22 protein-coding genes and 1 tRNA gene are annotated in these 23,188 nt (G+C 64.9%); 8 read left to right on the plus strand and 15 right to left on the minus strand.

Annotated elements, in window-relative coordinates; translation table 11 throughout:
- Positions 1–83 precede the first annotated feature (83 nt).
- From RZV17_RS14920 to RZV17_RS14935, 4 genes are all read left to right on the plus strand, one after another.
- Positions 84–632 carry a Dps family protein gene (locus tag RZV17_RS14920; RefSeq protein WP_039410975.1) on the plus strand — a complete coding sequence of 183 codons (549 nt, stop codon included), beginning with the start codon at positions 84–86 and terminating at the stop codon, positions 630–632.
- A gap of 520 nt (positions 633–1,152) precedes the next feature.
- A complete protein-coding gene (gene recQ, locus RZV17_RS14925) occupies positions 1,153–2,949 on the plus strand; it encodes a DNA helicase RecQ (protein WP_355604580.1) in 1,797 nt (598 codons plus the stop codon).
- Between the two features lie 152 nt (positions 2,950–3,101).
- The gene (locus tag RZV17_RS14930) at positions 3,102–3,584 is read left to right on the plus strand and encodes a hypothetical protein (protein WP_166744624.1); all 483 of its coding nucleotides are present in this window, start codon (positions 3,102–3,104) and stop codon (positions 3,582–3,584) included.
- Positions 3,585–3,662: 78 nt separating this feature from the next.
- A complete protein-coding gene (locus tag RZV17_RS14935) occupies positions 3,663–4,067 on the plus strand; it encodes a response regulator (protein WP_039410969.1) in 405 nt (134 codons plus the stop codon).
- 1,277 nt (positions 4,068–5,344) lie between these two features.
- Here RZV17_RS14935 and RZV17_RS14940 read toward each other — a convergent pair.
- Positions 5,345–6,055 (minus strand): rRNA pseudouridine synthase, encoded by a 711-nt coding sequence (locus RZV17_RS14940; RefSeq protein ID WP_047695278.1) that lies wholly within the window; start codon positions 6,053–6,055, stop codon positions 5,345–5,347.
- 196 nt (positions 6,056–6,251) lie between these two features.
- Between RZV17_RS14940 and RZV17_RS14945 the strand changes: the two genes are divergently transcribed.
- Entirely contained in the window at positions 6,252–6,458 is a 207-nt protein-coding gene (locus RZV17_RS14945; protein WP_039410964.1) for a hypothetical protein, read from the plus strand.
- Between the two features lie 469 nt (positions 6,459–6,927).
- On the plus strand, positions 6,928–9,096 hold the full coding sequence (locus RZV17_RS14950; protein ID WP_355604586.1) for a methyl-accepting chemotaxis protein: 2,169 nt from the start codon (positions 6,928–6,930) through the stop codon (positions 9,094–9,096).
- Positions 9,097–9,345: 249 nt separating this feature from the next.
- Here RZV17_RS14950 and RZV17_RS14955 read toward each other — a convergent pair whose 3' ends face one another.
- Together RZV17_RS14955 and RZV17_RS14960 are read right to left on the minus strand one after the other, a co-directional pair.
- A complete protein-coding gene (locus RZV17_RS14955; RefSeq protein WP_047695280.1) occupies positions 9,346–9,708 on the minus strand; it encodes a response regulator in 363 nt (120 codons plus the stop codon).
- The gene (locus RZV17_RS14960) at positions 9,705–10,712 is read right to left on the minus strand and encodes a sensor histidine kinase (RefSeq protein ID WP_104579876.1); all 1,008 of its coding nucleotides are present in this window, start codon (positions 10,710–10,712) and stop codon (positions 9,705–9,707) included. The genes RZV17_RS14955 and RZV17_RS14960 overlap by 4 nt, the downstream gene beginning before the upstream one ends.
- A gap of 799 nt (positions 10,713–11,511) precedes the next feature.
- On the opposite strand from RZV17_RS14960, the gene RZV17_RS14965 reads away from it, so the two are divergent.
- Complete coding sequence (locus tag RZV17_RS14965) at positions 11,512–11,781, plus strand: hypothetical protein (RefSeq protein WP_233548929.1); 270 nt, start codon at positions 11,512–11,514, stop codon at positions 11,779–11,781.
- Positions 11,782–12,062: 281 nt separating this feature from the next.
- On the opposite strand, the gene RZV17_RS14970 is transcribed toward RZV17_RS14965, so the two are convergent.
- Positions 12,063–12,752, minus strand: a complete 690-nt coding sequence (locus tag RZV17_RS14970) for a TetR/AcrR family transcriptional regulator (protein ID WP_199680052.1) — start codon at positions 12,750–12,752, stop codon at positions 12,063–12,065.
- Between the two features lie 256 nt (positions 12,753–13,008).
- Between RZV17_RS14970 and RZV17_RS14975 the strand changes: the two genes are divergently transcribed.
- Entirely contained in the window at positions 13,009–13,902 is an 894-nt protein-coding gene (locus RZV17_RS14975; RefSeq protein WP_355604591.1) for an NAD(P)/FAD-dependent oxidoreductase, read from the plus strand.
- A gap of 287 nt (positions 13,903–14,189) precedes the next feature.
- On the opposite strand, the gene RZV17_RS14980 is transcribed toward RZV17_RS14975, so the two are convergent.
- The 11 genes from RZV17_RS14980 to ruvB form a co-directional block, all read right to left on the minus strand.
- Positions 14,190–14,265: transfer RNA gene (locus RZV17_RS14980), tRNA-Lys, on the minus strand.
- 46 nt (positions 14,266–14,311) lie between these two features.
- Positions 14,312–14,986 (minus strand): 7-cyano-7-deazaguanine synthase QueC, encoded by a 675-nt coding sequence (gene queC / locus RZV17_RS14985; protein WP_104579879.1) that lies wholly within the window; start codon positions 14,984–14,986, stop codon positions 14,312–14,314.
- A gap of 426 nt (positions 14,987–15,412) precedes the next feature.
- A complete protein-coding gene (gene queE, locus RZV17_RS14990; RefSeq protein WP_047695285.1) occupies positions 15,413–16,096 on the minus strand; it encodes a 7-carboxy-7-deazaguanine synthase QueE in 684 nt (227 codons plus the stop codon).
- Between the two features lie 42 nt (positions 16,097–16,138).
- The gene (gene ybgF / locus RZV17_RS14995) at positions 16,139–16,957 is read right to left on the minus strand and encodes a tol-pal system protein YbgF (RefSeq protein WP_039563636.1); all 819 of its coding nucleotides are present in this window, start codon (positions 16,955–16,957) and stop codon (positions 16,139–16,141) included.
- A 6-nt stretch (positions 16,958–16,963) separates the two neighbouring features.
- Complete coding sequence (gene pal, locus RZV17_RS15000; RefSeq protein WP_039415542.1) at positions 16,964–17,482, minus strand: peptidoglycan-associated lipoprotein Pal; 519 nt, start codon at positions 17,480–17,482, stop codon at positions 16,964–16,966.
- A gap of 57 nt (positions 17,483–17,539) precedes the next feature.
- The gene (tolB, locus tag RZV17_RS15005; protein ID WP_047695287.1) at positions 17,540–18,859 is read right to left on the minus strand and encodes a Tol-Pal system beta propeller repeat protein TolB; all 1,320 of its coding nucleotides are present in this window, start codon (positions 18,857–18,859) and stop codon (positions 17,540–17,542) included.
- Between the two features lie 268 nt (positions 18,860–19,127).
- Positions 19,128–20,168: a cell envelope integrity protein TolA gene (gene tolA / locus RZV17_RS15010; RefSeq protein ID WP_179454462.1), complete on the minus strand. Its 1,041-nt coding sequence runs from the start codon at positions 20,166–20,168 to the stop codon at positions 19,128–19,130.
- Entirely contained in the window at positions 20,158–20,607 is a 450-nt protein-coding gene (gene tolR, locus RZV17_RS15015; protein ID WP_039415386.1) for a protein TolR, read from the minus strand. The genes tolA and tolR overlap by 11 nt, the downstream gene beginning before the upstream one ends.
- A 178-nt stretch (positions 20,608–20,785) precedes the next feature.
- Positions 20,786–21,565, minus strand: coding sequence for a protein TolQ (gene tolQ / locus RZV17_RS15020; protein ID WP_039415390.1), 780 nt, complete (start codon positions 21,563–21,565; stop codon positions 20,786–20,788).
- A gap of 11 nt (positions 21,566–21,576) precedes the next feature.
- Positions 21,577–22,035 (minus strand): tol-pal system-associated acyl-CoA thioesterase, encoded by a 459-nt coding sequence (ybgC, locus tag RZV17_RS15025; protein WP_355604597.1) that lies wholly within the window; start codon positions 22,033–22,035, stop codon positions 21,577–21,579.
- A 52-nt stretch (positions 22,036–22,087) separates the two neighbouring features.
- Complete coding sequence (gene ruvB, locus RZV17_RS15030; protein ID WP_355609409.1) at positions 22,088–23,128, minus strand: Holliday junction branch migration DNA helicase RuvB; 1,041 nt, start codon at positions 23,126–23,128, stop codon at positions 22,088–22,090.
- Positions 23,129–23,188 lie beyond the last annotated feature (60 nt).

Here is a 23,188-nt window from a genome sequence, read left to right on the forward strand (position 1 = left end):
TTGAATGACGTTTGATCCTTTAGCCTGTCTATTGTGACGCCATAACTGTTCTGTCAGACACCAACCCTCAGAGGGACCATCCCATGTCCAAGAAAAAGAACGCCAACAAGCCCGTCATCGTCAACGATGCCCTGCCGGTTGCAGCCGCCTCGGCGCCGCATATCGATATCGGGATCAAGGACACCGATCGCAAGCAGATCTCCGACGGTCTGGCCCGCTACATGGCTGACGCCTTCACCCTGTACCTGAAGACCCACAACTTCCACTGGAATGTCACCGGGTCGATGTTCAACTCGCTGCACACCATGTTCGAGACCCAGTACACCGAGCAGTGGGGCGCGCTGGACGAAGTGGCCGAGCGCATCCGCGCCCTGGGCTACAACGCGCCGGGCTCGTATCGCGAATTCGTCGCGCTGACCTCGATCCCGGAAGAACCGGGCCTGAGCGACAGCGCCGACTGGCGCGAAATGGTGCGCCAGCTGGTCAGCGGCAACGAAGCGGTCTGCCGCACCGCACGCAAGGTGCTGGGCACCGCCGACGACGCCGGCGACGATCCGACCGTGGACCTGCTGACCCAGCGCCTGCAGACCCACGAAAAGTACGCCTGGATGCTGCGCTCGCTGCTGCAGTAAACCCTTGGGGCTTCGCCCCTTCGGGTTTGCCCAAGGTTTCGCTGTTGCGAGACCTTGGGCCCCTGCTCAACTGCCTGCCACACCCCGCGCCTCCGGCGCGCCCCCTGACTCAGGGGGCGCAGCCATCTCCGTTTCGCGGACATGTCCCCCAACATTTGCGTTGCAAACATTGGGCCCCGCTACGCATCTCCACACCCCGCGCCTTCGGCGCGCCCCCCTGACTCAGGGGGCTATTGGTGTTAGGTTCACGACGAGAGCGCATGGTGTACAGGCCCTGCAGGACGCAGCGGTCTTCTGCCACACCCGCTGCATCGATTACCGGAAATTGAGCCGCTGTCCCAGCGGGAGCGGCGTTGGGGTGAGGGTACGGAGCGAAGCCTCATGGCGCTTACTCCGCACAAGACTTCACACACTGCCGGCCATCCCCGTAGCCGCATCACGGCAATCCCTGATGCCGCTTCGCGCAATCCCGCACAGCATCGCACCAACCAGGGCTTGACCCGCACGGTATCCTAAGCGGATGTCTTCCCCCGCTCACGAACTGCTCAGCCGCGTCTTCGGTTACGACGACTTCCGCGGCCCGCAGCAGGCCATTGTCGAACACGTCGCTGCCGGCAACGACGCCCTGGTGCTGATGCCCACCGGCGGCGGCAAGTCGCTGTGCTACCAGGTGCCGGCACTGCTGCGCGATGGCATCGGCATCGTGGTCTCGCCGCTGATCGCGCTGATGCAGGATCAGGTCGAAGCCCTGCGCCAGCTCGGCGTGCGCGCCGAGTTCCTCAACTCCACGCTGGATGCAGAAAACGCGCAGCGGGTAGAGCGCGCCTTGTTGTCTGGCGATCTGGACCTGCTCTACGTCGCACCCGAGCGCCTGCTGACCCAGCGCTTCCTGTCCCTGCTGGAACGCAGCCGCATCGCGCTGTTCGCCATCGACGAAGCGCACTGCGTATCGCAGTGGGGCCACGATTTCCGCCCCGAATACCGCCAGCTCACCGTGCTGCACGAGCGCTGGCCGCACATCCCGCGCATGGCGCTGACCGCCACCGCCGACCCGCCCACCCAGCGCGAAATCGCCGAGCGCCTGGATCTGGTGGACGCTCGCCACTTCGTCAGTTCCTTCGACCGCCCCAACATTCGCTACACGGTGGTGCAGAAGGACAACGCGCGCAAGCAGCTGCAGGAATTCCTGGGCCGGCATCGTGGCGCGGCCGGCATCGTGTATGCGATGTCGCGGCGCAAGGTGGAAGAAACCGCACAGCAACTGTGCGCGCAAGGCTTCAATGCACTGCCCTATCACGCAGGCCTGCCGGCAGAGGTGCGTGCAGAAAACCAGCGCCGCTTCCTGCGCGAGGACGGCATCATCATGGCCGCCACGATCGCGTTCGGCATGGGCATCGACAAGCCGGACGTGCGCTTCGTGGCGCACGTGGACCTACCCAAATCGCTGGAAGGCTACTACCAGGAAACCGGCCGCGCCGGCCGCGATGGCGACCCCGCCGAGGCCTGGCTCTGTTACGGCCTGGGCGATGTGGTGCTGCTCAAGCAGATGATCGAACAGGGCGAAGCGGCCGAGGAGCGCAAGCGCCTGGAGCGCGCCAAGCTCGACCACCTGCTGGGCTATTGCGAATCCATGCAATGCCGCCGCCAGGTGCTGCTGGCCGGCTTCGGCGAGACCTACCCCAAGCCCTGCGGCAACTGCGACAACTGCCTGACGCCCGCCGCCGCCTGGGACGCCACGGTGGCCTCGCAGAAAGCGCTCAGCTGCGTGTATCGCAGCGGCCAGCGCTTCGGCGTGGGCCATCTGATCGACATCCTGCGCGGCAGCGAGAACGAGCGCATCAAGCAGCTCGGCCATGACCAGCTGAGCACGTATGGCATTGGCCGCGATCTGGACGAACGCACCTGGCGCGGCGTGTTCCGCCAACTGGTGGCGGCCAGCCTGCTGGAGGTCGACAGCGAAGGCCATGGCGGCCTGCGCCTGACCGATGCCAGCCGTCAGGTGCTCAAGGGCGAGCGTCAGGTGATGATGCGGCGCGAGAACCCGGCCGCCGGGCGCGAGCGCAGCGCGCAGCGCACCGGCCTGCCGGTGCAACCGCAGGACCTGGTGCTGTTCAATGCCCTGCGCGGCCTGCGCGCAGAACTGGCCAAGGAGCAGAACGTGCCGGCCTTCGTGATCTTCCACGACAGCACCCTGCGCAATATCGCCGAACAACGGCCTACCAGCATCGACGCACTGTCGCGCGTCGGCGGTATCGGCGGCGGCAAACTGGCGCGTTATGGGGCGCAACTGATCGAGATCGTGCGCGAGCAGGGTTGATGCAACAGCGTGCGTCATCGCGGTGGCGGCGCCGGCGCCGGCGCCGGCGCAAAAAATCCACGGAATCGACAGCGCGCATTCAATCGGCCGTTGCTAGTTTCACAAGGCGATCCAGCACGCGCTGTCAGTCCCTCTTGATGAGAGTCCACCCGATGAAACGCAGCCTGCTTCTCCTGGCCATTCTGTTTGCTGCCGGCAGCGCGCTCGCCCAGACTGGCGACGGCAGCGCCGAGCCCGCCAGCGCGCGGTCGCTGGACCTGAGCATTCCGCAGGCCCCGGTGCAGTATCGGTCCGACCCGGAATACAGCACCGACCCGCCGGGCACCTACTACGGCGACAAGAGCGGGCCACGGCCTGCTCTGGCGCGCCCGAGTGCGGCATCGATCGCCGCCGAACGCGCCGAGCAATGCCAGGGCAAGCTGCATGGCGCTGTGGAGACCGGCATGGGCTACTCCAGTCGCGGCGGCAACAGCAACTGGCAGGCCGCCAATCTGAATTCCTGCAAGACCTATTACGACGACGACGGCAAGGCGCACCAGATCGGCGTCAGCATCAGCGTCGGGCGCGGCGAAGGCCCGGTCTTCGGCCCACGTTACGCCCCCGGCGGTTATGGTCCGGGCCCGTTCGGCTGGTAACCATACGGCTCCGTTTGCGTTGACGAGGGGTTCACTGCCGCATCGCTGAGAATGTGGCTTGCCTTACGAGACGCGCTCATGTCACAGAACAAGGAACGGCCGGTTGTATTCGTTGTCGAGGACGGCGACGGCACCCGACAACTCAGCTGCCTTGTCCTGGAAAGCTATGGCTTTACCTGCCGCAGTGCCGGCTCGGTCGAGGAAGCGCTGACCCTGATCGAAAGCGACCCGCGCGTGGACGTGCTGTTTTCGGACATCCATTTTCCCGGTGGCCTAACCGGTGTGGATCTGGCGCTGAAGACGGCGCATGCACCGTACAACCTGCCCGTGCTGCTGACGTCCGGCCTGGCGGTGGAATATGTCGAAGAGATCCTGCCCGACGGCGTGGCCTTCCTCGAAAAGCCCTACACCCCCGAGCAATTGTTGACCGCGATCCGAAGCGTGATGGCCAAGCGCCGCGTGCTGGCGACGCCAAGCGCCTGACGCGTCCGGCCCGGCTGGACCGCGGCCCGCGCTTCCGGCATGACACCTCAACGTCGCGCGATGCGGCGGCGACCGGATTGAGCACGACACGCCGTGCCAGGGCTGCGTGGGCCACTGCAGCTCGCCGATGACAGCTTCACTGCGGCCTGCCATGGCGCCGCACTGTACAGGTCGATTGCTACGGACTCTGCCGCACTTCGATCCTGCAATGACCTGCAACGGTTACGCCCGGAGGCCGACATGGCCAGGGAAATCCATCGTAGGGATCGCCCCGATAGGCTGTCGGCGCCTTCCCGATTTACGTGACGCAGCTCGCATTTAAACTGCAGCGACCGGACGCGAGGCCTGTTGGGCCGCTCAACTCGCGAGGCGCCGAGCACGCCCCTGCCGGGACACTGCCATGGCAGTGCCAGCGCCATGTCGTGTTTCTTGCACCGGCGCCAGGCAACGCATGTCTGTCGCCACGTGAGCGACGCACTGGCAGTCCCCATGCCCCGCCAATGCAGGCAGCGTGCGGACGCGGTCGCTACCGCGCGCTTGATCCGGCGAGCATGCTGCTCCCTCGACTCATCTCTTGATCGTCTGTCGGACAGGCCGATCGCATCGATCCGCCGACCTGTCGCGCCGTGTACAGCGCAGCGACGCCTCACGCAGGCGATCCGAGCGGATCTGCGCAGCTGCTGGACGATCGGCGCCGACGCGCCACGCGCGACGCAGGCAATGGGTCATCCCGCATGCGTGATTGCATGCAGCACTCCGTCGCCTATGGACGGATGGCCTCGATGGAGTGCGTCCAGCCCTGCCACTGCGTCGCGCCAACGCAGCGCGTCGATCTGCACCTGCAGCGTATTTCACGCTATCAAGCAGGCCGCTCGCTAGGCTAACGCCAGTGCAGTGCTTCGCTGCAGACGACTTTCAGGAGATCCTCATGGGCGACAATTCGTTTCTATCACCGGCTTTCGTCATCCTGGTGATCGGCATCATCGCCGTCGTGTTCTGGCTGGTGACCCGCGCCAAGAAAAAGCGCAACAAGAAGTAAGCGTTCGGACACCGGCCCGCAACGCATGCCGCCGTGCATGCAACGCGCGGCCGGTCAGGCGCCGGTCGACAGCAGTCGGCCTTGGTCTGGCCACTTCCAACACGGCAGCAGCGTCGCGGTTAGTGGCGACAACTCGCCTGCCGGCACGGCCGGCCTGTTGAAGCCGGCAACACTGCCGGGGCAGCGGACAGCGTCAACGCCGTCTGCGCACACCAGACGCAACCTACGCCGCGCTTGCTCAAAAGCGCTCGCCTGCCGGCAGATAGCGCCACTGGCCGATGGCCAGCTTGCCCAACGAAACACGACCCACGCGCAGGCGGCGGATGCTCACCACCTCCAGCCCCACCTCGCCGCACATGAAACGCAGCTGGCCGGGCTGCACGTGCTTGATGGCAAAGCGCAGCCGCTCTTCGTTCTGCCAGCTCACCTTGCACGGCGGCAGGGTCCGTTGCTGATAGACCAACCCCTGCGCCAGCCTGGCCATGCCGTAGGGACGCAAGGCGCCACGCACTTCCACCAGGAATTCCTGCTCGATCGCGCTGGCATCGGCACTCAGCCTGCGCAGCACGCGCCCGTCCTGGGTCAGCACCAGCAGGCCGCTTGCCTCGTCTTCCAGCGGCAACGGCGTAGTGAGGCGCAGGAAGTGGCGCCTGAGCACGCGCGTCGTGGAGTGGTCCAGCTCGCTGCGCGACTGCGGGCTCGCCAAGGCCACCGCGGCGTCGGCGGGCATGCCGGCCGGCTTGTGCAGCAACAAGGTGGCAGGCTCCGCCGGTGCCAGCACAGCGTCGGCGGCCAAGGTCACCTGCTCCGCCGTCGCCAACGCCTGCGGCTCTTCGACCACCACGCCATCCACACTGACCCAGCCGCCTTCGATGTACTGCTGCGCCTCGCCACGCGAGCAGCCGTAGCGCGCAGCCACGCATTTGTCGAGACGGATCGGATCGGACATCGGGCGAGCTCAGCATCAGGGCACGGCAGTGTACGTGCTGGCTCTGCGGATGCGTGAGGCACCGGCCTGCAGCGCCCGCCATGGCAATGGCGAAGCCGCTCATGTACCGCCCTTGCCTGCCTGCCGCGTACGCCGGTGCATGCTTCTTCCATGCACGCCAAAATGGGAAACTCGGCGCTCACACAGGAGATCGCAGATGTTCATCCAGTTCGGCACCACCCGGGTCCGCCTCAACCATATTTCCGTCATCAGCGATCCGTTCAACGCAGGCGAGAACTTCGGCTCGTACTGCCACTCGGTGCGGGTCGGCCTGATCTCCGGCGAAGAGGTCTTTGCACGTTTCAACAGCGAAGCCGGTGCACAGCAGCTCCACGCCGACGTGTTGAAGGCGCTGGAAGGCTGACCTGCCGGCACCACACCGCATCGCGCGCGCCGGCGGGCGCTGCAGATCAGCGCCAGCATCGCGCTGCATGGAGCTGAGGTTTTCGTCCTGTCGCAGCAGGGCCGCACGCTGCTCGGTGAAATGCGTTCGCCCGCTGTCCTGACGCGCGTTGTGCAATGCGGTGCCGTCTGATGCTGTTGTCGCCCGTGGGTGCGGCAAAACCGCTGTTCTGGGCCACCAGCAAACTGTCCATCGTTCTGCAGTTGGCACGCTACGGCCCATGCAAACACATCGAACGCGCCTGCCGGATCAGGAGCTGTCAGGGCTAGCTGGACAGCTGTCGGGGAATGTCTTGCGCGGGGTGAATCCGCTCTAACTATTTTCAGAACGGAAGCTTTAGCTCGTCCAGATTCTGCCGCTAGCTGGGCAAGACGCCAGAGCGGACGCACCCCGCATCCGCCAGGCGAAGCTGCACTACCTGGATGTGGAAATGAACGATTATCTGCAACGCCTCAACGTCGGCCGTCGCCTGGGCGCGGCCTTCGGCATCCTGATCCTGCTCTCTGGCCTGCTCGTGGCCGCCGGCCTGATCACCATGTCCAACGCCCGCTATGAGCTGGACACCATCGTCAACAACAACATGGAGCGGATCCGACTTTCTTCCGACATGCTCGATGCCAATACCAATGTGGCGATCGGTCTGCGCGACATCGTGATGGTCTCCGGCGAGGCGGCCAATCGCCGCGCCATGCAGATGATCGAAGACAATCGCACGCGCTACCGCCAGGCCCACGATGCGTTGGCGGCCATGCCCAGCAACGCTCGGGAAAAGGATGCGCTCAAGCTGGTGCAGGACAAGCGCGACGTCTCGGTCAAATTCAACAACCAGATCCTGGACTACGGCATCCACGACCAGAATCAGCAGGCACAGGCGCTGTTGCAGGGCGCTGCCGCCACCGCAATGAACGAACAGCAGGCGGCCATTGGTGCCAATGCCGCACTGGAACGACGCCTCAGCAAGGATGCCTATGCAGTGGCGGTCGCATCGATGCATCGTGGCAAGGTCATCCTGGCAAGCGGCGGCATCGCGGCGCTGGTCATCAGCACCTTGCTGGCATGGCTGATCACCCGCAGCCTCACCAGGCCACTGAGCCAGGCCACCCGCACTGCCGAAGCCATCGCTGCCGGCAACCTGCACAACGACGTCCACACCACCGCCAACGATGAAACCGGCCGTCTGCTGCAGGCGATGGACAAGATGCAGCTGCAGCTGCGCAACCTGATCACCGCCCAGACTGACATGGCCAGGCGCCATGACGCCGGCCAGATTAGCTTCCGCATCGATGCCAGCGCATTTCCAGGCGACTACGGCCGCATGGCCAACGACACCAACCTGCTGGTTGCCTCGCACGTCGCCGTGCAGACCGACCTGGCACGCATTATGGGCCGCTACGCGGTGGGCGAGCTGTCAGAAGACATGCAGCCCTTGCCGGGCGAAAAAGCGCTGTTCAGCGACACCATGTCGCAGGTCAAACTCAACCTGTCGGCCATGAATCACGAGATCAAGCATCTGGCGCAGGCCGCGGCCAATGGCGACTTCAGCGCGCGCGGCGATGTCGAGCGTTTCCAGTTCGACTTCCGCATCATGGTCGAAAGCCTCAACCACCTGATGTCCACCGCAGACGGCAACCTGCAGTCCTTGTCGTCGCTGCTGCAGGCAATCGCCGCCGGCGACCTCACTGCACGCATGAGTGGCGAATTCCGCGGCGTCTTCGCGCAGATGCGTGACGATGCCAATGCCACCGCCAGCCAGCTGGCGCAGATCGTCGGCAACATCCAGCAATCGGCGGTGTCGATCAATGCAGCGGCCAGCGAGATCGCGGCGGGCAACCAGGATCTTTCGCAACGCACCGAGCAGCAGGCCGCCAACCTGGAAGAAACCGCTGCCTCGATGGAAGAGCTGACCTCCACGGTCAGACAGAACGCCGAGAGCGCGCGCCAGGCCAACCAGCTGGCCATCGGCGCCGCACGCGTGGCCTCGCAGGGCGGCGATGTGGTGGGCAAGGTCGTCGAGACCATGAGCGGCATCGAAGCCTCGTCCAAGAAGATTTCCGACATCATTTCCGTCATCGACGGCATCGCGTTCCAGACCAACATCCTGGCGTTGAACGCTGCGGTGGAAGCCGCACGTGCGGGTGAGCAAGGCCGCGGCTTTGCGGTGGTGGCATCGGAAGTCCGCACGCTGGCGCAGCGCTCCTCCGGTGCGGCCAAGCAGATCAAGGATCTGATCGACGATTCGGTGCAGCGCGTGGCCAAAGGCTCGGCGCTGGTGCACAGCGCCGGCAAGACTATGGGCGATGTCGTCGCAAGCGTGCAACGCGTGACCGACATCATGGGCGAAATTTCCGCAGCCTCGCAGGAACAGTCTGCCGGCATCGAGCAGGTCAACCAGACCATCACCCACATGGACGAAACCACGCAGCAAAATGCGGCGCTGGTGGAAGAAGCCACTGCCGCCGCACGCGCCATGGAAGAACAGGCCGTCCAGCTCACCGATGCGGTGGCCATCTTCCGGATCGAAACAGCCGCAATACGGCAGGCCGACCCGCGCGCAGCCACACCGGTCGCGCAGCTGTTGAGCAAGGTCCGCAGCGCCTAGCGCCGCCGCGCTACGTTGGCTTGCAGCGATGTCGGCGCTGGCCGACATCGCTGCAAGCTGCGGGCGTCGACAACACACCTGTGTCCAAGCGCCTTTCCGTCTGCACTCGGCGCGTGATCGGGGGCAAACGCAGCTGCCAGCGGTGATGCGCGCGCTGGGAATGGGCTCACGCGCCCGGCGCCTGAGTCGCTCTGATTCTCTACCGGGTCAGTGCGCGCACGGTCTTGACGTGCGTGCACGGCAACCCGATCACCCGACTTTGATGCCCTGCTCCAGCAGCGACAACGCCTGTTGCAGGTCACGGAACTGGAACGGCTTCTGCAGCCCATGCCGGTGCCGGAACTTCTCCGGGATTCCGCTCTGCGCATAGCCGGTCACGAAGATATACGGCACGCCGCGCGCATCCAGTTCTTCTGCGATGGGAAACGACAGCGTTCCGCCCAGGTTGACGTCCAGCACCGCCAGATCCAGGTGGCCTTGCTGCACGACCGCCAGTGCCGTATCGACGTCACCGACGGTCGCTGCGACTTCGTAGCCCAGCTCGGCCAGACAATCTTCCAGCAGCATCGCAACCAGCGATTCGTCTTCGACCAGCAACACGCGCATGGTCACGGCTGCACCTCGGCAAGCTCGACCGGCAATGGGATCGATACGCGGAAGCACACGCCGGCAGGGTCGAACGACAGATCCACTTCGCCCTTGAGATCATGCTTCAAGCCGCGCTCCAACAGCCGCGAGCCGAAGCCCTTGCGCGTCGGCGGTTGCACACGCGGCCCGCCGGACTCCTGCCAGACCAGCTCAAGCAGCGCCTGTCCATCGCGGACGTGGCGCTCCCACACGATCCGCACCGCACCTTCGGACGAGGACAGCGCACCGTACTTCAGCGCATTGGTGCACAGCTCGTGCAGCGCCATCGACAAGGCCAGTGCGCGCCGCGGATCGAGACGGCAGGACTCGCCCTGCAGGGTGAAGCGCTGGCTGTCGCGCGATTCGTAGAGCGTCGCCGCATCGCGGGTGAGCTCCAGGATATCGGCGCTGACCCAGTTTTCCCGCGTCAGCGTATCGTGCGCACGCGACAGCGCCAGCAGGCGCGCATCGATCTTCTCCTGCGCATCGGCCAGGCTGTCGGCATTGTTGAATGACTGCCGCGCCAGCGACTGCACCATCACCAGCGAATTCTTGACCCGGTGGTTGAGCTCGTTGATCAACAGCTGCAGGTGTTGCTCGTGCTGTTTGTGTTCGGTGATGTCGCGCGTGGCGCCGGCAATGGCCTCCACTTCCCCGTCGGGCCCGAAGACCGGCGTAAAGATGTAATCGTAGATCCGCAATCCCTTGACCGTATGCGGAAATGGCACTTCACCACGCAGCGGCTGGCCGGTTGCGATGACGCGCTCGATTTCTTCGTCGTGCATCGCGGCATGCCAGGGCTCATACCCGATCTCCAGGCAGGTCTTTCCACATGCCTCTTCCCAGCGCATGCCCCACATCGTCAGCAATGCCTGATTGGCGTAGACGAAACGGTGCTGGGTGTCGAACACATATAAAAGGTCCGGCGTTGCCTGCAACAAGGCCTCGTAGATACGAGACTTTGCGGCGTCTTCCTGGTGCTCGGCCATTTACGTCGTGGTCCTGAAGTTGGACGGCACAATAATGCGATTGCCGTGAACGCACGATCATGCCTATATCGGCATCAGAATGGGCCAAAGCGCCAGGCCTTATCCTGACTAATATGCTTTTATAGTTATACCAATGCGGTTCGCTCTGAATGAAGCGGACTCAACAAATTGGTATGGTCCACGCTACGCGGCATCTGTGCACGACTCCTTGTAGCGACATGACGCCTTGTCGCACCGTGCGCGCAACCTCGCTTAGCCATCGACGCCAGATACGCGGCATACACACGTTTGACCCAGCATTGGGAGCCAACGCGGCGCCGGTTCATCGACGTGACCCGATCCACGCCGGGAGGGCTCCGGGCGGTCACTCAACCTGACGACTTACCAACCGCATCCGCCCGCTTCATCGAATGCAATTACCGGGGCTAGCCTGTTTTTTTTCTGCCTCAAACAAATCCTCGCGACAGATAGGGTGTTGCGATATGCGAATCAGCGACGCGCCGTTTTTCGCTACATCGTTGCGCCAGATAATCGCATCGCAGGCATGCAGCCTTCAGCGTGAGATGTCGATTTGGCTTGGCCAGCGACCGGCTAATCCGCAGTTTTATCGCTCTGCCGACGCCAAAGCAGCCGTCCTCTGAATGCCCGAATAACCCATTATCCAAGGCAAAGCCATCGTCATATGAGCGACTTGTCCGCGCCGTAGCCTCGCGCCCGGATTCAGTGTCTCCACCCACTCAGCAGGGTCGCCCAGATGAAAACATGCGCGTGTTCGTCCAGAAACTTCTTCCAGAACGCCATGCTGTTCGGCGCCCTGATGTCCGCTACGTTGGCCACCGCGGCCTCTGCGACGTCGTTGCATGCCGTTTCCCGTACCGATCAGATGAGGTCATTCAAAACCGGCGGGCCGAGCAGATCCGAAGTCTTCGATCAACAATGGGCAGAAGGCGCAGCGCAATGCCGTGAGTCCTTTCCGCAAACCACATCGGTGCAGCTGGGCCGGGTCGACAGCCGCGCGATCAATGCAAGAACGTTCCAGGTCACCGGAAAGTGGATCTGCAGGGGTTGATCGCTCGGCAGTCGGTGGCCCTGCCCGTCGAGCTGATGCATGCCCTGGTGATGCAATCGCCCCCGGCGCTTGTGCTGTGCCTGCAGACGCGGCGCAGCGCAGCCGCCGCCGCGTAGCCGTCCAGTGAGTGTCAGCGCGCGTGGGGCCGCGGTGCATCGAATCACATGACCTGCAAGCACGGCTCCATCCGTAATCGCCGTCGGCGCCACGCGTGCCGCGACCGTGGCCAGCGTTTTCCGTCTCATGATGAAGCGCCATGCATCCATCGGCGGCACGATGCTCTACCCGACAGGATCACTGCGCCCTCGCACGGCGGCAGGCTGGTCGCGCGTATCGCCGTTGCCGCCATGCGCGGCGATAAACATGGCCACGGCCGACCGGCAATAGCTGTGGATTTCGGTAGCGTCCTGCGCCTTTGCCTCATCAAAACGCGCGATCATCAAAAGATCGGATCCTTTGATGAGCGCCGCAAACAAGCGGGCAGACCGGGCAGGATCGGGCACGTGCAGGGCCGCCTTCGCGTGCAGCTGCCGCAACAGCGTCTCGATGCTGGCAATGATATGGCCGGCGCCGGCGGCGTAATGCAGCTTGCTCAATTCCCGTTGATTGGTCTTGTCCGCCATGACCATGGCTTCGACACCGCGCACGTCCGCACGCATCAATGTGCGAAGCAACAATGATCCCGCCGCCACGAGCTGATCCTCGGCTGAGCCGTCGGTGCATTCAAGCAGCCCCTGAGGTACGAGCTGATGGCAGCGCGCGGCGATGGCAGCGCTGAACAGCGCTTCCTTGTTCTCGAAGTGCCGATAGATGCTCAGCTTGGATATCTTCGCGCGCTGGGCCACCTTGTCCAAGGTCGCCGCTTCGAAACCCAATTCCATGAAGAGGTCGAACGCCGCGTCGGCAATCGTCTGGCCGAGCGCCGCATTGGCGGGTCGGCCACGCCGGGGCTGAGCGCTGTTGTTCGCCACAATTGAGTCCTTGACAGTATCCGAATTCCGTAATTAGGATACCACGCAGTTTCTTAAATCTGGACGTCTTACGCTGGATCGATGCTGTCCTCGAAGTCGCTACCGAACCTTCTTGCGGCATCAAAGGCGACCTCGTCAAGGGTATCGGCGGACGTCTCTGCCCGGATCACCAGGTCTTGCCATCGCTGTCTGGGCAAGCAGCAGCCAACGATCATCTGCCAACTCACTTCCCTCCCGCTGCAACTCGGAACTCTCTATGGATGACGTCATCATCATCGGCGGCAGCTTCGCCGGGCTCGCCGCCGCGCTGCAGCTGGGTCGTGCCCGCCGGGCGGTCACGGTGTTGGATACCGGCCTGCAGCGCAACCGCTTCGCCGGCCACTCGCATGGCCTGCTCGGCCACGATCACAAGCCGCCGTCGGACATCCTGGCGGAAGCACGCAAACAGCTGGAGCGCTATCCCACGATCAGGCTGGTCAATGCCCGCGCCGACAGCATCTCCGGCGCCATCGACGATTTCTCCGTGCGTGTTGATGAGGAAGGCCGTCTCACCGCGCGCCGCCTGATCCTGAGCTATGGCGTCGCCGATCAGATGCCGGATATTCCGGGTTTTGCTGAAGGCTGGGGCAAGTCCATCGTGCCCTGCCCCTATTGCGATGGCTATGAAGTCGCCGACAGGCATTGGGGCCTTATCTGGTCCGGCCCGCAGTCGCTGAATCATGTCCGCCTCTACCGCGACTGGACTGACACGCTGACGGTCTTCGCCGATGGTCACGACATTCCAGCCGAGGTCCGGGCGGACCTGGCGCGCCGCAAGCGACCTGTCGTCGATGGCCGGATCACCGAGATCGCTCATCATGGGGGCCACAACGCTATCGTCAACGTCGATACCGGCGCTGTCGTCCCGGTCGACATCCTGTTCGCGCATCCGCGCAACACGCCGTCCGCGAGCCTGCATGAGCCACTCGGGCTGGACACGGTCACGACCCCGCTAGGCGTCGCCATCAAGGTCGACGAGCGCCGCGAAACCAGTACGCCCGGCATCTACGCCGCTGGCGATCTTGCAAATCCCGCGATGGCCTCGGTCACCCTGGCAGTCGCGCATGGCGCGACAGCGGGCATCTCTGCCCAGCAGTCGGTGCTGGTGTAAGCCCGAGCCCTGGCACGTGCGCCATCCACGCAACACGCGTCCTGCAGTCGCGCAGCGCGACGCGGCTTTCAGTTTCTCGAACAAAGACAAGGATCAAACTGAGGCGCAGCTTGATCGGGGACTTCGATGCCGCATCGGCCTTCGCAACGTGTGCCAGTGGCAGAGCCACCCCGGCGCAACGAGTGGCCATGGCGTTGCTCCACTCGCTTCGTCGCGGAGCCCTTGCGGCAAGATTTCGCGGGACACAAAAAAGGCGCCCAAGGCGCCTTTCAAGCTGGTGATCCGATTGGTGGGCCGTGATGGATTCGAACCATCGACCAAAAGATTAAAAGTCTTCTGCTCTACCGACTGAGCTAACGGCCCATTACCCGACTGTGCGTCGGGGTGCGCATTCTACCCTACACCGGCGTCAAGACGAAATCGCGTAGTGCGTGGGATCCTGAACTCCCGCGTCGGCGAAGCCGGCTGCGCGCAGGCGGCAGGCGTCGCAGTGGCCGCAGGCACGTCCGTCGGCATCGGCGCGGTAGCAGGACACGGTCAGCCCGAAATCCACGCCCAGGCGCACGCCTTCGCGCACGATGTCGGCCTTGCTGAGGAACTGCAGCGGGGCGTGGACGCGCAAGCCTGCACCTTCCACACCGGCCTTGGTGGCCAGATTGGCGAGCACTTCGAAGGCGCGGACGAACTCGGGCCGGCAGTCCGGATAGCCGGAGTAGTCCACGGCATTGACGCCGCAGAACAGGTCGTTGGCACCCACCACTTCGGCCCAGCCAAGCGCCAGCGACAGCATGATGGTGTTGCGTGCGGGCACGTAGGTGACCGGAATCCCCTCGCCGCCTGCATCGGGCACCTCGATGTCGTCGGTCAGCGCCGAGCCGCCGATGCTGCGCAGGTCCACATCGACCACCTTGTGCGCCGCCACGCCCTGCGCCGCCGCCACCCGCGCGGCCGCATCCAGCTCGGAGGTATGGCGCTGACCGTAGCGCACGCTCAGCGCGTAGACGGCAAAGCCCTGCTCCTGCGCGAGCGCAATGACGGCGGCAGAATCCATGCCTCCGGACAACAACACGACAGCTTTTTTCATGACCAATCAGACGATGACAACAGAAAGGGAAGGCTAGCAGGCTCGGTCCGCGGTGGGTTAACGCAGCCGATGGCGCCGACGACATTTGACCGTCTGGTCGATGACGCGGCCCCATCCCGTCGCACCATCCAGACGCGTCGAGTCGACGGGTAGCGACAACTTACCGCGCGATCCCGCGCGCAGGCAGCAGTGCAGCGGCATCGAGAGGCAACGCCATGTCCAGCTGCCAGAAGCCTCGGTAGACGACGCGCCGATCCAGCAAGCGCCGCGACGACGCGGTAGATGCTGTCTGCCACCCGCAAAGAACAGACCTGCACACACCCTGATCCATGGAGGTCATGCGGACTCGATCATCCGGACCCAAGAACCATGTGAACGGTGACGGTCAGGAACCGACGCTCCCGACCCTCGCCGCGTGATAGGGCATCAGCGCCCCGGCTCGTCGTTCCAGAGAATCTTGTGCAACTGCATCTGGAAGCGCACCGGCACCCGATCGGCCACGATCCAGTCGGCCAGCTGGCGTGGCGTCACCTCGCTCTTGCTGGGCGAAAACCACACCGTGCAGCGGCGATCCAGCGCATGGGCCGCCACGATCTCGCGCGACCAGTCGTAGTCGGCGCGGCTGCAGATCACGAACTTGATCTGGTCGCGTGCAGTCAGTAAGGCCAGGTTGTCCCAGCGGTTGCGATGCGCCTCACCGGATGCCGGCGTCTTGATGTCGACCACCCGCGAAACGCGCGCATCGACCTCGGACACATCCAGCGCACCGGAGGTTTCCAGCGAGACATCAAAGCCGGCATCGCAAAGCTTCTGCAGCAGCACCAGGCAGCGCTTCTGCGCCAGCGGCTCGCCGCCGGTGACGCAGACGTGGCGAACGCCGTGGCTTGCAACGTCGGCAACGATCGCGTCGATGTCATGCCACTGCCCGCCATGGAAGGCGTAGGCCGTGTCGCAATACTGGCAGCGCAACGGACAGCCGGTCAGGCGTACGAACACGGTCGGCCAGCCGGCCGTCTCGGCTTCGCCCTGCAGGGACAGGAAGATTTCGGTGATCTTCAATCGCGGCAATGGCGATTGGACGATCTCGCTGGGGACGGCGGCGGCGTTCATGGGCAAGGTATGCGCCGCGCCAACCGGCGACGACGCGCGGGCTCAGCGCAGCTGCTGGCCGAGACGGATGGATTGCAGACGTTCCTGCGCGACGCGCGCGGCATCGGAACCGGGATACTGCGCGACGACCTGCTGCAAGGTCTGTTGGGCTTCGTTGTTCTTGCCTTCGCCATATTGCGACAGGCCGAGCTTCAACAGACCGCCGGCGGCCTTGTCATGCGTGGGATAGCGGCTGACGAGATCGCGAAACTGCGCCTCGGCCAGCTGGAAATTGCGGGTGGCGTAGTAACTCTCACCCAGCCAATACAAGGCATTGGGGGTGTAGACGCCATTGGGGTAGAGCTCCAGGAAGCTCAGGAACAGCTGCGACGCATCGTCGTACTTGCCGTTCTTCAGTGCATCGAACGCCACGTTATAGGCCGTGCGCTCGTCATTGCTGACGGCCAGGGTGCCTGGGTCGCCATGCACGCTCGGCGGCTTCTCGGAGGTAGCCGCCGTTGCAGGCCGCGCGGCCGGAGCCGGGGCTGGGGTGACGCTGCCGGTGGCAGGAGGCAGCGGGGGCGTTGCGCCACCTGCACCTTCCAGCCGGTTCAGACGTCCGTCCAGGTCCAGATACTGGTCCTTGGACTGCTGCTTGAGTTGCTCGTTGTCGTGCTGCAGCTGTTCAACGGTCGCGCGCAACGCCTGCAGGTCGGAACGCGCCTGCTGCAGCTGATTGAGCAGATCGTTGTTGGCCTGACTGTTGGCCTGCTGCTGCTCGAGCACCGCCACACGATCAGCGAGACTTGCTCGCTGGGCGTGAGCCGGCGCGGCGACCACAAGGGCCGCCGCGACGAACAGGGATGTCACTCGAAAGCGCATCGCTTCTTACTGAGCCGTGTACACGATTTCGACGCGACGGTTCTGCGACCAGCAGCTTTCGCTGGTTTCGGTGCAGACGGGACGCTCTTCACCGTAGCTGACGACGGTCAGCTGGCTGGCCGAACCACCGGCAGCCTGCAGTGCGGAGGACACGGCATTGCCGCGGCGCTCGCCCAGGCCCATGTTGTACTCGCGCGAACCGCGCTCGTCGGCATTGCCCTGCAGGGTGATGCGCGAGGAAGGACGGTCACGCAGGTACTTGGCGTGGCACGCCATGATGGCCTGGAATTCCGGCTTCAGGGAGTCCTGATCCAGATCGAAGTAGACAACGCGCTGACGCAGGCAGGCATCGGTATCCAGGTCGCCCGGGCCGTACAGGCCAGAGGTGGCCGGGCCGGTCGGAACGGAGGAACCAGCGGTGGTGTCGGTCGGAGCAGGCGGAGTTTCCTTCACCTTCTTCGAGCAACCAGCCAGCACGGCAACGGACAACAGGGAGACAAGCAAGACGCGGGTGGACTTGTTCATGGGATACCTATGGAGGCTCTGGGCCAATGAGTGGTTTAACGCAGCGAAATATTAACATTAATGCGCGGTTCGGTAAGGCCCCCAAGCAGGTTCTCTCACATCACCGTCGGCCAGAACCAGGCGCTGGCGGACCCGAGCGTCGGCGGACACCGCATAAAGGACGCCACGCCCCCCCTCACGTGCCGCATACAACACCATGCTGGCGTTCGGCGCAAAGCTCGGCGACTCGTCCAGCGACCCCGGCGAGAGCGTGCTCCAGCTGGGCGAACCCAGGCTGCGGTCCATCATGGCGATGCGGTAGCTGTTGCCGCTGCCCTGCGCCACGGCGATCTTCTTGCCGTCGAACGACACGCTGGCAGTCGCGTTGTAGTTGCCCTGGAAGGTCACGCGGTTGGCGCTGCCGCCGCTGGCGGCCACCTGGTAGATCTGCGGGCGACCGCCGCGATCGGAGGTGAAATAGATGCTGCCGCCATCCGGCGCCCAGGTCGGCTCGGTGTCGATGCCGAAGTGGTTGGTCAGCTGGGTCAGCTGCTTGCTGCCCAGATCCATCACATAGATCTCAGGGTTGCCACTGCGCGACAGGGCCAGCGCCAGGCGGCGGCCGTCGGGTGAGAACGCCGGCGCGCCGTTGATGCCGCGGAAGCTGGACACCAGCTCACGGGCGCCGGTGGCAATGTCCTGCAGATAGATCGACGAATTGCCGCGCTCGAAGCTCACGTACGCAAGCTTCTTGCCGTCCGGGCTCCAGTTCGGCGACAGCAGCGGTTCGGCCGAACGCACGATGGTCTGCGGGTTGTAGCCGTCCGAATCGGCCACCATCAGCGCATAGCGCATGGCGCCACCCTTGCCGCTGGCGGTGACGTAGGCGATGCGGGTCCAGAACGCGCCGCGCACGCCGGTGATCTTTTCGTAGATCGCATCGGCCATCTGGTGCGAAACATCGCGCATCGCGTTGGCGCGCGCGGTCATCGCCAGGCCGAGCAGGCGCTCGCCCTTGGCCACGTCGAACAGTTCGTATTCGACGCGATACGCGCCCTCGCCTGCGTCCATCACGCGGCCGACGACGATGTAGTTCTGCTTGAGGGTGCGCCAGGTCGGGAACTGCACCTCGGTCCCGCGGGTCGGCTTTTCGACGATCTGCGCGGCCGGCAAGGTGCGGAACTGGCCGGAGCGATCCAGGTCGGCACCGACCACGGCGGACACGTCGGTCTGCGGCGCGGCGCCGGAGCCCTGATACGGCATGGGGATGACCGCGATCGGCGTGGCCGAGGCGCTACCGCCCACGATGTCGATGGTAAGACCCTGCTGCTGCGCGAGCGCGCTCAGCGGCAACAACAGGGCGGTCAGGGCAGCTAGCCAACGCAGCGGTTTTTTCATGGACGGCTCGGATCGGGCAGGAAAAGTGGGCAAGGGATACCAATCAGCGAGTGAACATACTCGCAATCGTGAACGAGACAACGTGAAAATGGAGCGATTGATCGTGTAGCAAATTGGATGGCACTGCCGGCCAATCGCCGGTGCGCAGCGACTGCGCCACTGCCTGGTGGCGGCGGCCGTCACGCGTACACCAGCTCCGACGGCCCTGCCCTCGTCGCCGGGCTGCAGCGCGCGCAGGCAGCCGCGGCCCGGCCAGTACCGACGCCGGTTACTGGTCCTGCGCGGTGAACACGAAGGTCAGATTGCGCTGGAACACCGATTCGAAACCACGGTACGGCAGCGGCTGCGCACTCAATACCGCGGCTTCGATCGAACGCTGGCCGGCCTCGTCATACGGGCAACCCGGCGCGACCTTGGCTTCCATCACGCTGCCACCGGGCAACTGGCGGATGTTGATGGTGCACTTCTGACCCGGCGGCACCGACGGCGGGCGCACCCACTGGGCCAGCACCTTCTGCTGGATCGCGGCGGCGTACTTGGCCGACAGATCGGTACTGGTGCCGCCCTGCCCCGCGGTCGGCTGCGCGCTGGTCGCCGCGGCCGCTGACGCCTGCTGGGCGCGCGCAGCAGCCACCTGCCGCAGCTTCTGTTCTGCCAGTGCCGCTTCCTTGGTGGCCTGCTCGCGCTGCCGGCGGATGTCGGCAATCTTCTTTTCGCGCTCGGCATTGGCGGCCGCCTGCTGCGCGGCGGCCTGCTTCTTCTTGGCGTCGGCCTCTTCCTGCTGCTTGGCCAGGCGCAATTTCTGCTCGGCCTCTTCCTGGCGCTTGCGCTCGGTCAGGTCGATCTGCTCCTGGCGGCGCTTGGCTTCCTGCTCCTGCTTGGCCTTTTCGGCGGAAATGGCCAATGCGTCGACCTTCTCCTGATCCACCTTGTCCGGCTGGGCCACGCGTTCCTGCGCCTGCGCCTGCTGCGGCGTGGGCGCATCCTGCGGGCGCGGCTCGGGGATCGGCTGCGGTGGCGGCACGGTGTCTTCCGGCGCGGGCTCGGGCAATGGGGCCGGCGGAGGCGGTGCTTCCACTGGCGTGGCCTTCAGCGCCTGGCGCGCGACGCGCGCCTCCGCGGCGGAGACATCCAGCGAAGCTTCCATGCTGGGGTCGCCCGCGGCCGGCTCGACCGAGCGTTCGGGCGACCACAGCCAGCCGGCGATGAACACCAGCGCGACCAGGATGTGCACGACCAGGGCCAGCATGACCGGTCGCAGCCAGCCATCCTCGCGCGTGCCTTGGGTCGGGAGTGCGTCAGCGTGCATCGCTGCCTGCAGTGCCGCCGGAGTCGGAGATCAGGCCGACCTTCTCGACCTTGGCCTGCTTGAGCACGTCGATGGCGTCCATGATCTTCTGGTATGGCGCGGCGCGATCGCCGGCCACGACCACGCGCGCGTCCTTGTCCTGCGCCACGATGGCGGCCAGCTGCGCCTGCAGGGCAGCGACGTCCATCGCCTGCGGCTTGCCCTTGGGCAGCTGCAACGCCAGCTGGCCATCGGCGGCGACCACCACCACGATCGGGTCCTGCTTGCTCTCCAGCGCTTTGGCGCGCGAGCTCGGCAGGCTGACGTCGGTACTCAGGGTCAACAGCGGTGCGGTCACCATGAAGATGATCAGCAGCACCAGCATCACGTCGATGTACGGCACGACGTTGATGTCGGATTTGAGCTTGCGCTTCTTACGGCGGGAAATACCGGAGATCATCGCGAAACGTTCCTAATTAATCCCTCGCACATGCATGTGCGATCTGTCGCGAGTGGCTCGCCTGCGCTGGCCGATGCGCACGTCCGTGCGCTGGCTTGCGCGCGGCGGGCTCCACCCACCGCGGCGCGGCGCCCATGGCCCGATGCGCGAACCGTCACAGGCTTGCAAGGAGCACGCATTACTCGTCCGCGCCGGCCTGGCGCTGCAGGATGGAGCTGAACTCGTCGGCGAAGGTCTCGTAGCGCACCGACAGCCGTTCCACGCGCGTGGTGAAGCGGTTATAGGCCCACACGGCTGGGATCGCCACGAACAGGCCGATGGCGGTGGCGAACAGGGCTTCGGAGATGCCCGGTGCCACCGCTGCGATACCGGCCTGCTCGCCACTGCTGACCATGTCGTGCATGGTCACCATGATGCCGAACACGGTGCCGACCAGGCCGACGTAGGGCGCGGTGGAACCGATGTTGGCCAACAGTTCGAGATTGCGCTCGAGCTGGTCGACCTCACGGGTGAAGGCGGTACGCATGGCGCGCTGTGCGCCTTCCAGCTGCACGCGTGCGTCCAGGCGGCGGCGGTCGCGCAACCGCGAGAACTCGCGGAAGCCGCTCTCGAACATCGATTCCAGGCCACCAACAGTGCGGTTGCGATCGGTCGCCGACGCGTACAGCTTGGCCAGATCGGCGCCGGACCAGAAGCGGTTTTCAAATTCGTCGGCCTCGCGGTTGGCCTGCTTGAACGCGCGCGCCTTGCGAAAAATGATGACCCAGCTGATGAACGAGCCGATCAACAGCAACAGCACGATGATCTTCACCGGGATACTGGCCCGCAGGATCAGATCCACGTAGTTGATGCTGCTGTTGTGCGCCGCCGTGGCGGTTTGCGCCGCGGCCGCGGTGACGTCCTGCGGTAGTGCTTCCACTACCGTGTCCTGCAGGGCCAGGAGCAATGCAATCGACATCCGTTCGTTCCTCAGTAATCGGATTCTGTGGTTTCTAGAGCTTTCAACACGTCGTATACCGCATCGTCCATGCCGCGCGGGCGGAAGTCGCTGGCAGCGAGTGCGGCAATCCGCACCTCGGCCGTCAGCAGCACTTCGCCTTCGCGGCGGACCGACTGCGCAAACTGCAGGCTGGCCCGTCTGCATTTCAACAGCACCGCCGACACTGACAGCGCGTCGTCGAGCCGGGCCGGCTTGAGGAAATCCAGTTGCATCGAGCGGACCGCAAACACCAGACCGTGGTCCTGGCGCATCAGGTCCTGCCCGTAACCGGCCGCGCGCATCCACTCGGTGCGCGCACGTTCCAGGAAGGCGACGTAGCGCGCGTGGTAGACCACCCCGCCGGCGTCGGTATCTTCCCAGTAGACGCGTGTCGGCCAACTGAATACAAGCGGGGATTGGGGAGTTGGGAATCGTGATTCGGTGGTCATGGGCACGGAATGTCGGTCGGGACGGCCCGGGCGGGCGACCAATGGAGCACCGTCAAAACAGCTCTCCCGGTTCGCCGATGCTTGCGGCGCGGTCGCGTGGCGGCTTCAGGCCCAGATGCAGGTAAGCCTTGGTGGTGACCATGCGGCCGCGCGCGGTGCGGATCAGGAAGCCCTGCTGGATCAGGTAGGGCTCGATCACGTCTTCCAACGTGCCGCGCTCTTCCGACAGCGAGGCGGCCAGCGATTCCACGCCCACCGGGCCGCCATCGAAATGCTCGACGATGGTGCGCAGCATGCGGCGGTCGAGCTCATCGAAGCCTTCCGGGTCCACTTTCAGCATCTGCATGGCGGCCTGCGCCACTGGCAGATCGATGTGGCCGGCCGCCTTGACCTGGGCGTAGTCGCGCACCCGGCGCAGCAGGCGGTTGGCAATCCGCGGGGTGCCGCGGGCGCGGCGCGCGATTTCGGCAGCGCCCTCGGGTGTGCAGTCGATGCCCAGGATCGCGGCCGAGCGGATCACGATGCGGGTCAGCTCCTGGGGCGAATAAAACTCCAGGCGTTGCACGATGCCGAAGCGGTCGCGCAGCGGCGCGGTCAGCAGGCCGGCACGCGTGGTGGCGCCGATCAGGGTAAACGGCGGCAGGTCGATCTTGATCGAGCGCGCAGCCGGGCCGTCGCCGATCATGATGTCGATCTGGAAATCTTCCATCGCCGGATACAGCACTTCCTCCACCACCGGCGACAGGCGATGGATCTCGTCGATGAACAACACGTCGTGCGGCTGCAGGTTGGTCAGCAGCGCCGCTAGATCGCCGGCCTTCTCGATCACCGGGCCGGATGTCACCCGCAGGCTCACGCCGAGCTCATTGGCGATCACATGGCTGAGCGTGGTCTTGCCGAGCCCGGGCGGGCCGAAGATCAGCACATGGTCCATGGCCTCGCCGCGCGCCTTGGCCGCCTGGATGTAGATCTCCATCTGCTCGCGCACCGGCTGCTGACCGAGATAGTCGGCCAGGCGCTTGGGACGGATGCTCGCATCGGCGGCTTCGTCCTCGCGGGTGGAGCTGCTGGCGATGATGCGCTGGTCCATCAGCAGGACCCGGGACCGGGGACCGGGGACCCGGCAAGCGCATGGCGTGCGATTGCGGGCGGG

The organism is Xanthomonas cannabis (assembly GCF_040616535.1).
Classification (GTDB): Bacteria; Pseudomonadota; Gammaproteobacteria; order Xanthomonadales; family Xanthomonadaceae; genus Xanthomonas; species Xanthomonas cannabis.

Coding starts and splice junctions, on each gene's coding strand:
- RZV17_RS14920 (WP_039410975.1), top strand. CDS start 84: ATGTCCAAGAAAAAGAACGCCAACAAGCCCGTCATCGTCAACGATGCC.
- recQ (WP_355604580.1), top strand. CDS start 1,153: ATGTCTTCCCCCGCTCACGAACTGCTCAGCCGCGTCTTCGGTTACGAC.
- RZV17_RS14930 (WP_166744624.1), top strand. CDS start 3,102: ATGAAACGCAGCCTGCTTCTCCTGGCCATTCTGTTTGCTGCCGGCAGC.
- RZV17_RS14935 (WP_039410969.1), top strand. CDS start 3,663: ATGTCACAGAACAAGGAACGGCCGGTTGTATTCGTTGTCGAGGACGGC.
- RZV17_RS14940 (WP_047695278.1), bottom strand. CDS start 6,055: ATGTCCGATCCGATCCGTCTCGACAAATGCGTGGCTGCGCGCTACGGC.
- RZV17_RS14945 (WP_039410964.1), top strand. CDS start 6,252: ATGTTCATCCAGTTCGGCACCACCCGGGTCCGCCTCAACCATATTTCC.
- RZV17_RS14950 (WP_355604586.1), top strand. CDS start 6,928: ATGAACGATTATCTGCAACGCCTCAACGTCGGCCGTCGCCTGGGCGCG.
- RZV17_RS14960 (WP_104579876.1), bottom strand. CDS start 10,712: ATGGCCGAGCACCAGGAAGACGCCGCAAAGTCTCGTATCTACGAGGCC.
- RZV17_RS14965 (WP_233548929.1), top strand. CDS start 11,512: ATGCTGTTCGGCGCCCTGATGTCCGCTACGTTGGCCACCGCGGCCTCT.
- RZV17_RS14975 (WP_355604591.1), top strand. CDS start 13,009: ATGGATGACGTCATCATCATCGGCGGCAGCTTCGCCGGGCTCGCCGCC.
- queC (WP_104579879.1), bottom strand. CDS start 14,986: ATGAAAAAAGCTGTCGTGTTGTTGTCCGGAGGCATGGATTCTGCCGCC.
- queE (WP_047695285.1), bottom strand. CDS start 16,096: ATGAACGCCGCCGCCGTCCCCAGCGAGATCGTCCAATCGCCATTGCCG.
- ybgF (WP_039563636.1), bottom strand. CDS start 16,957: ATGCGCTTTCGAGTGACATCCCTGTTCGTCGCGGCGGCCCTTGTGGTC.
- pal (WP_039415542.1), bottom strand. CDS start 17,482: ATGAACAAGTCCACCCGCGTCTTGCTTGTCTCCCTGTTGTCCGTTGCC.
- tolB (WP_047695287.1), bottom strand. CDS start 18,859: ATGAAAAAACCGCTGCGTTGGCTAGCTGCCCTGACCGCCCTGTTGTTG.
- tolA (WP_179454462.1), bottom strand. CDS start 20,168: ATGCACGCTGACGCACTCCCGACCCAAGGCACGCGCGAGGATGGCTGG.
- tolR (WP_039415386.1), bottom strand. CDS start 20,607: ATGATCTCCGGTATTTCCCGCCGTAAGAAGCGCAAGCTCAAATCCGAC.
- tolQ (WP_039415390.1), bottom strand. CDS start 21,565: ATGTCGATTGCATTGCTCCTGGCCCTGCAGGACACGGTAGTGGAAGCA.
- ybgC (WP_355604597.1), bottom strand. CDS start 22,035: ATGACCACCGAATCACGATTCCCAACTCCCCAATCCCCGCTTGTATTC.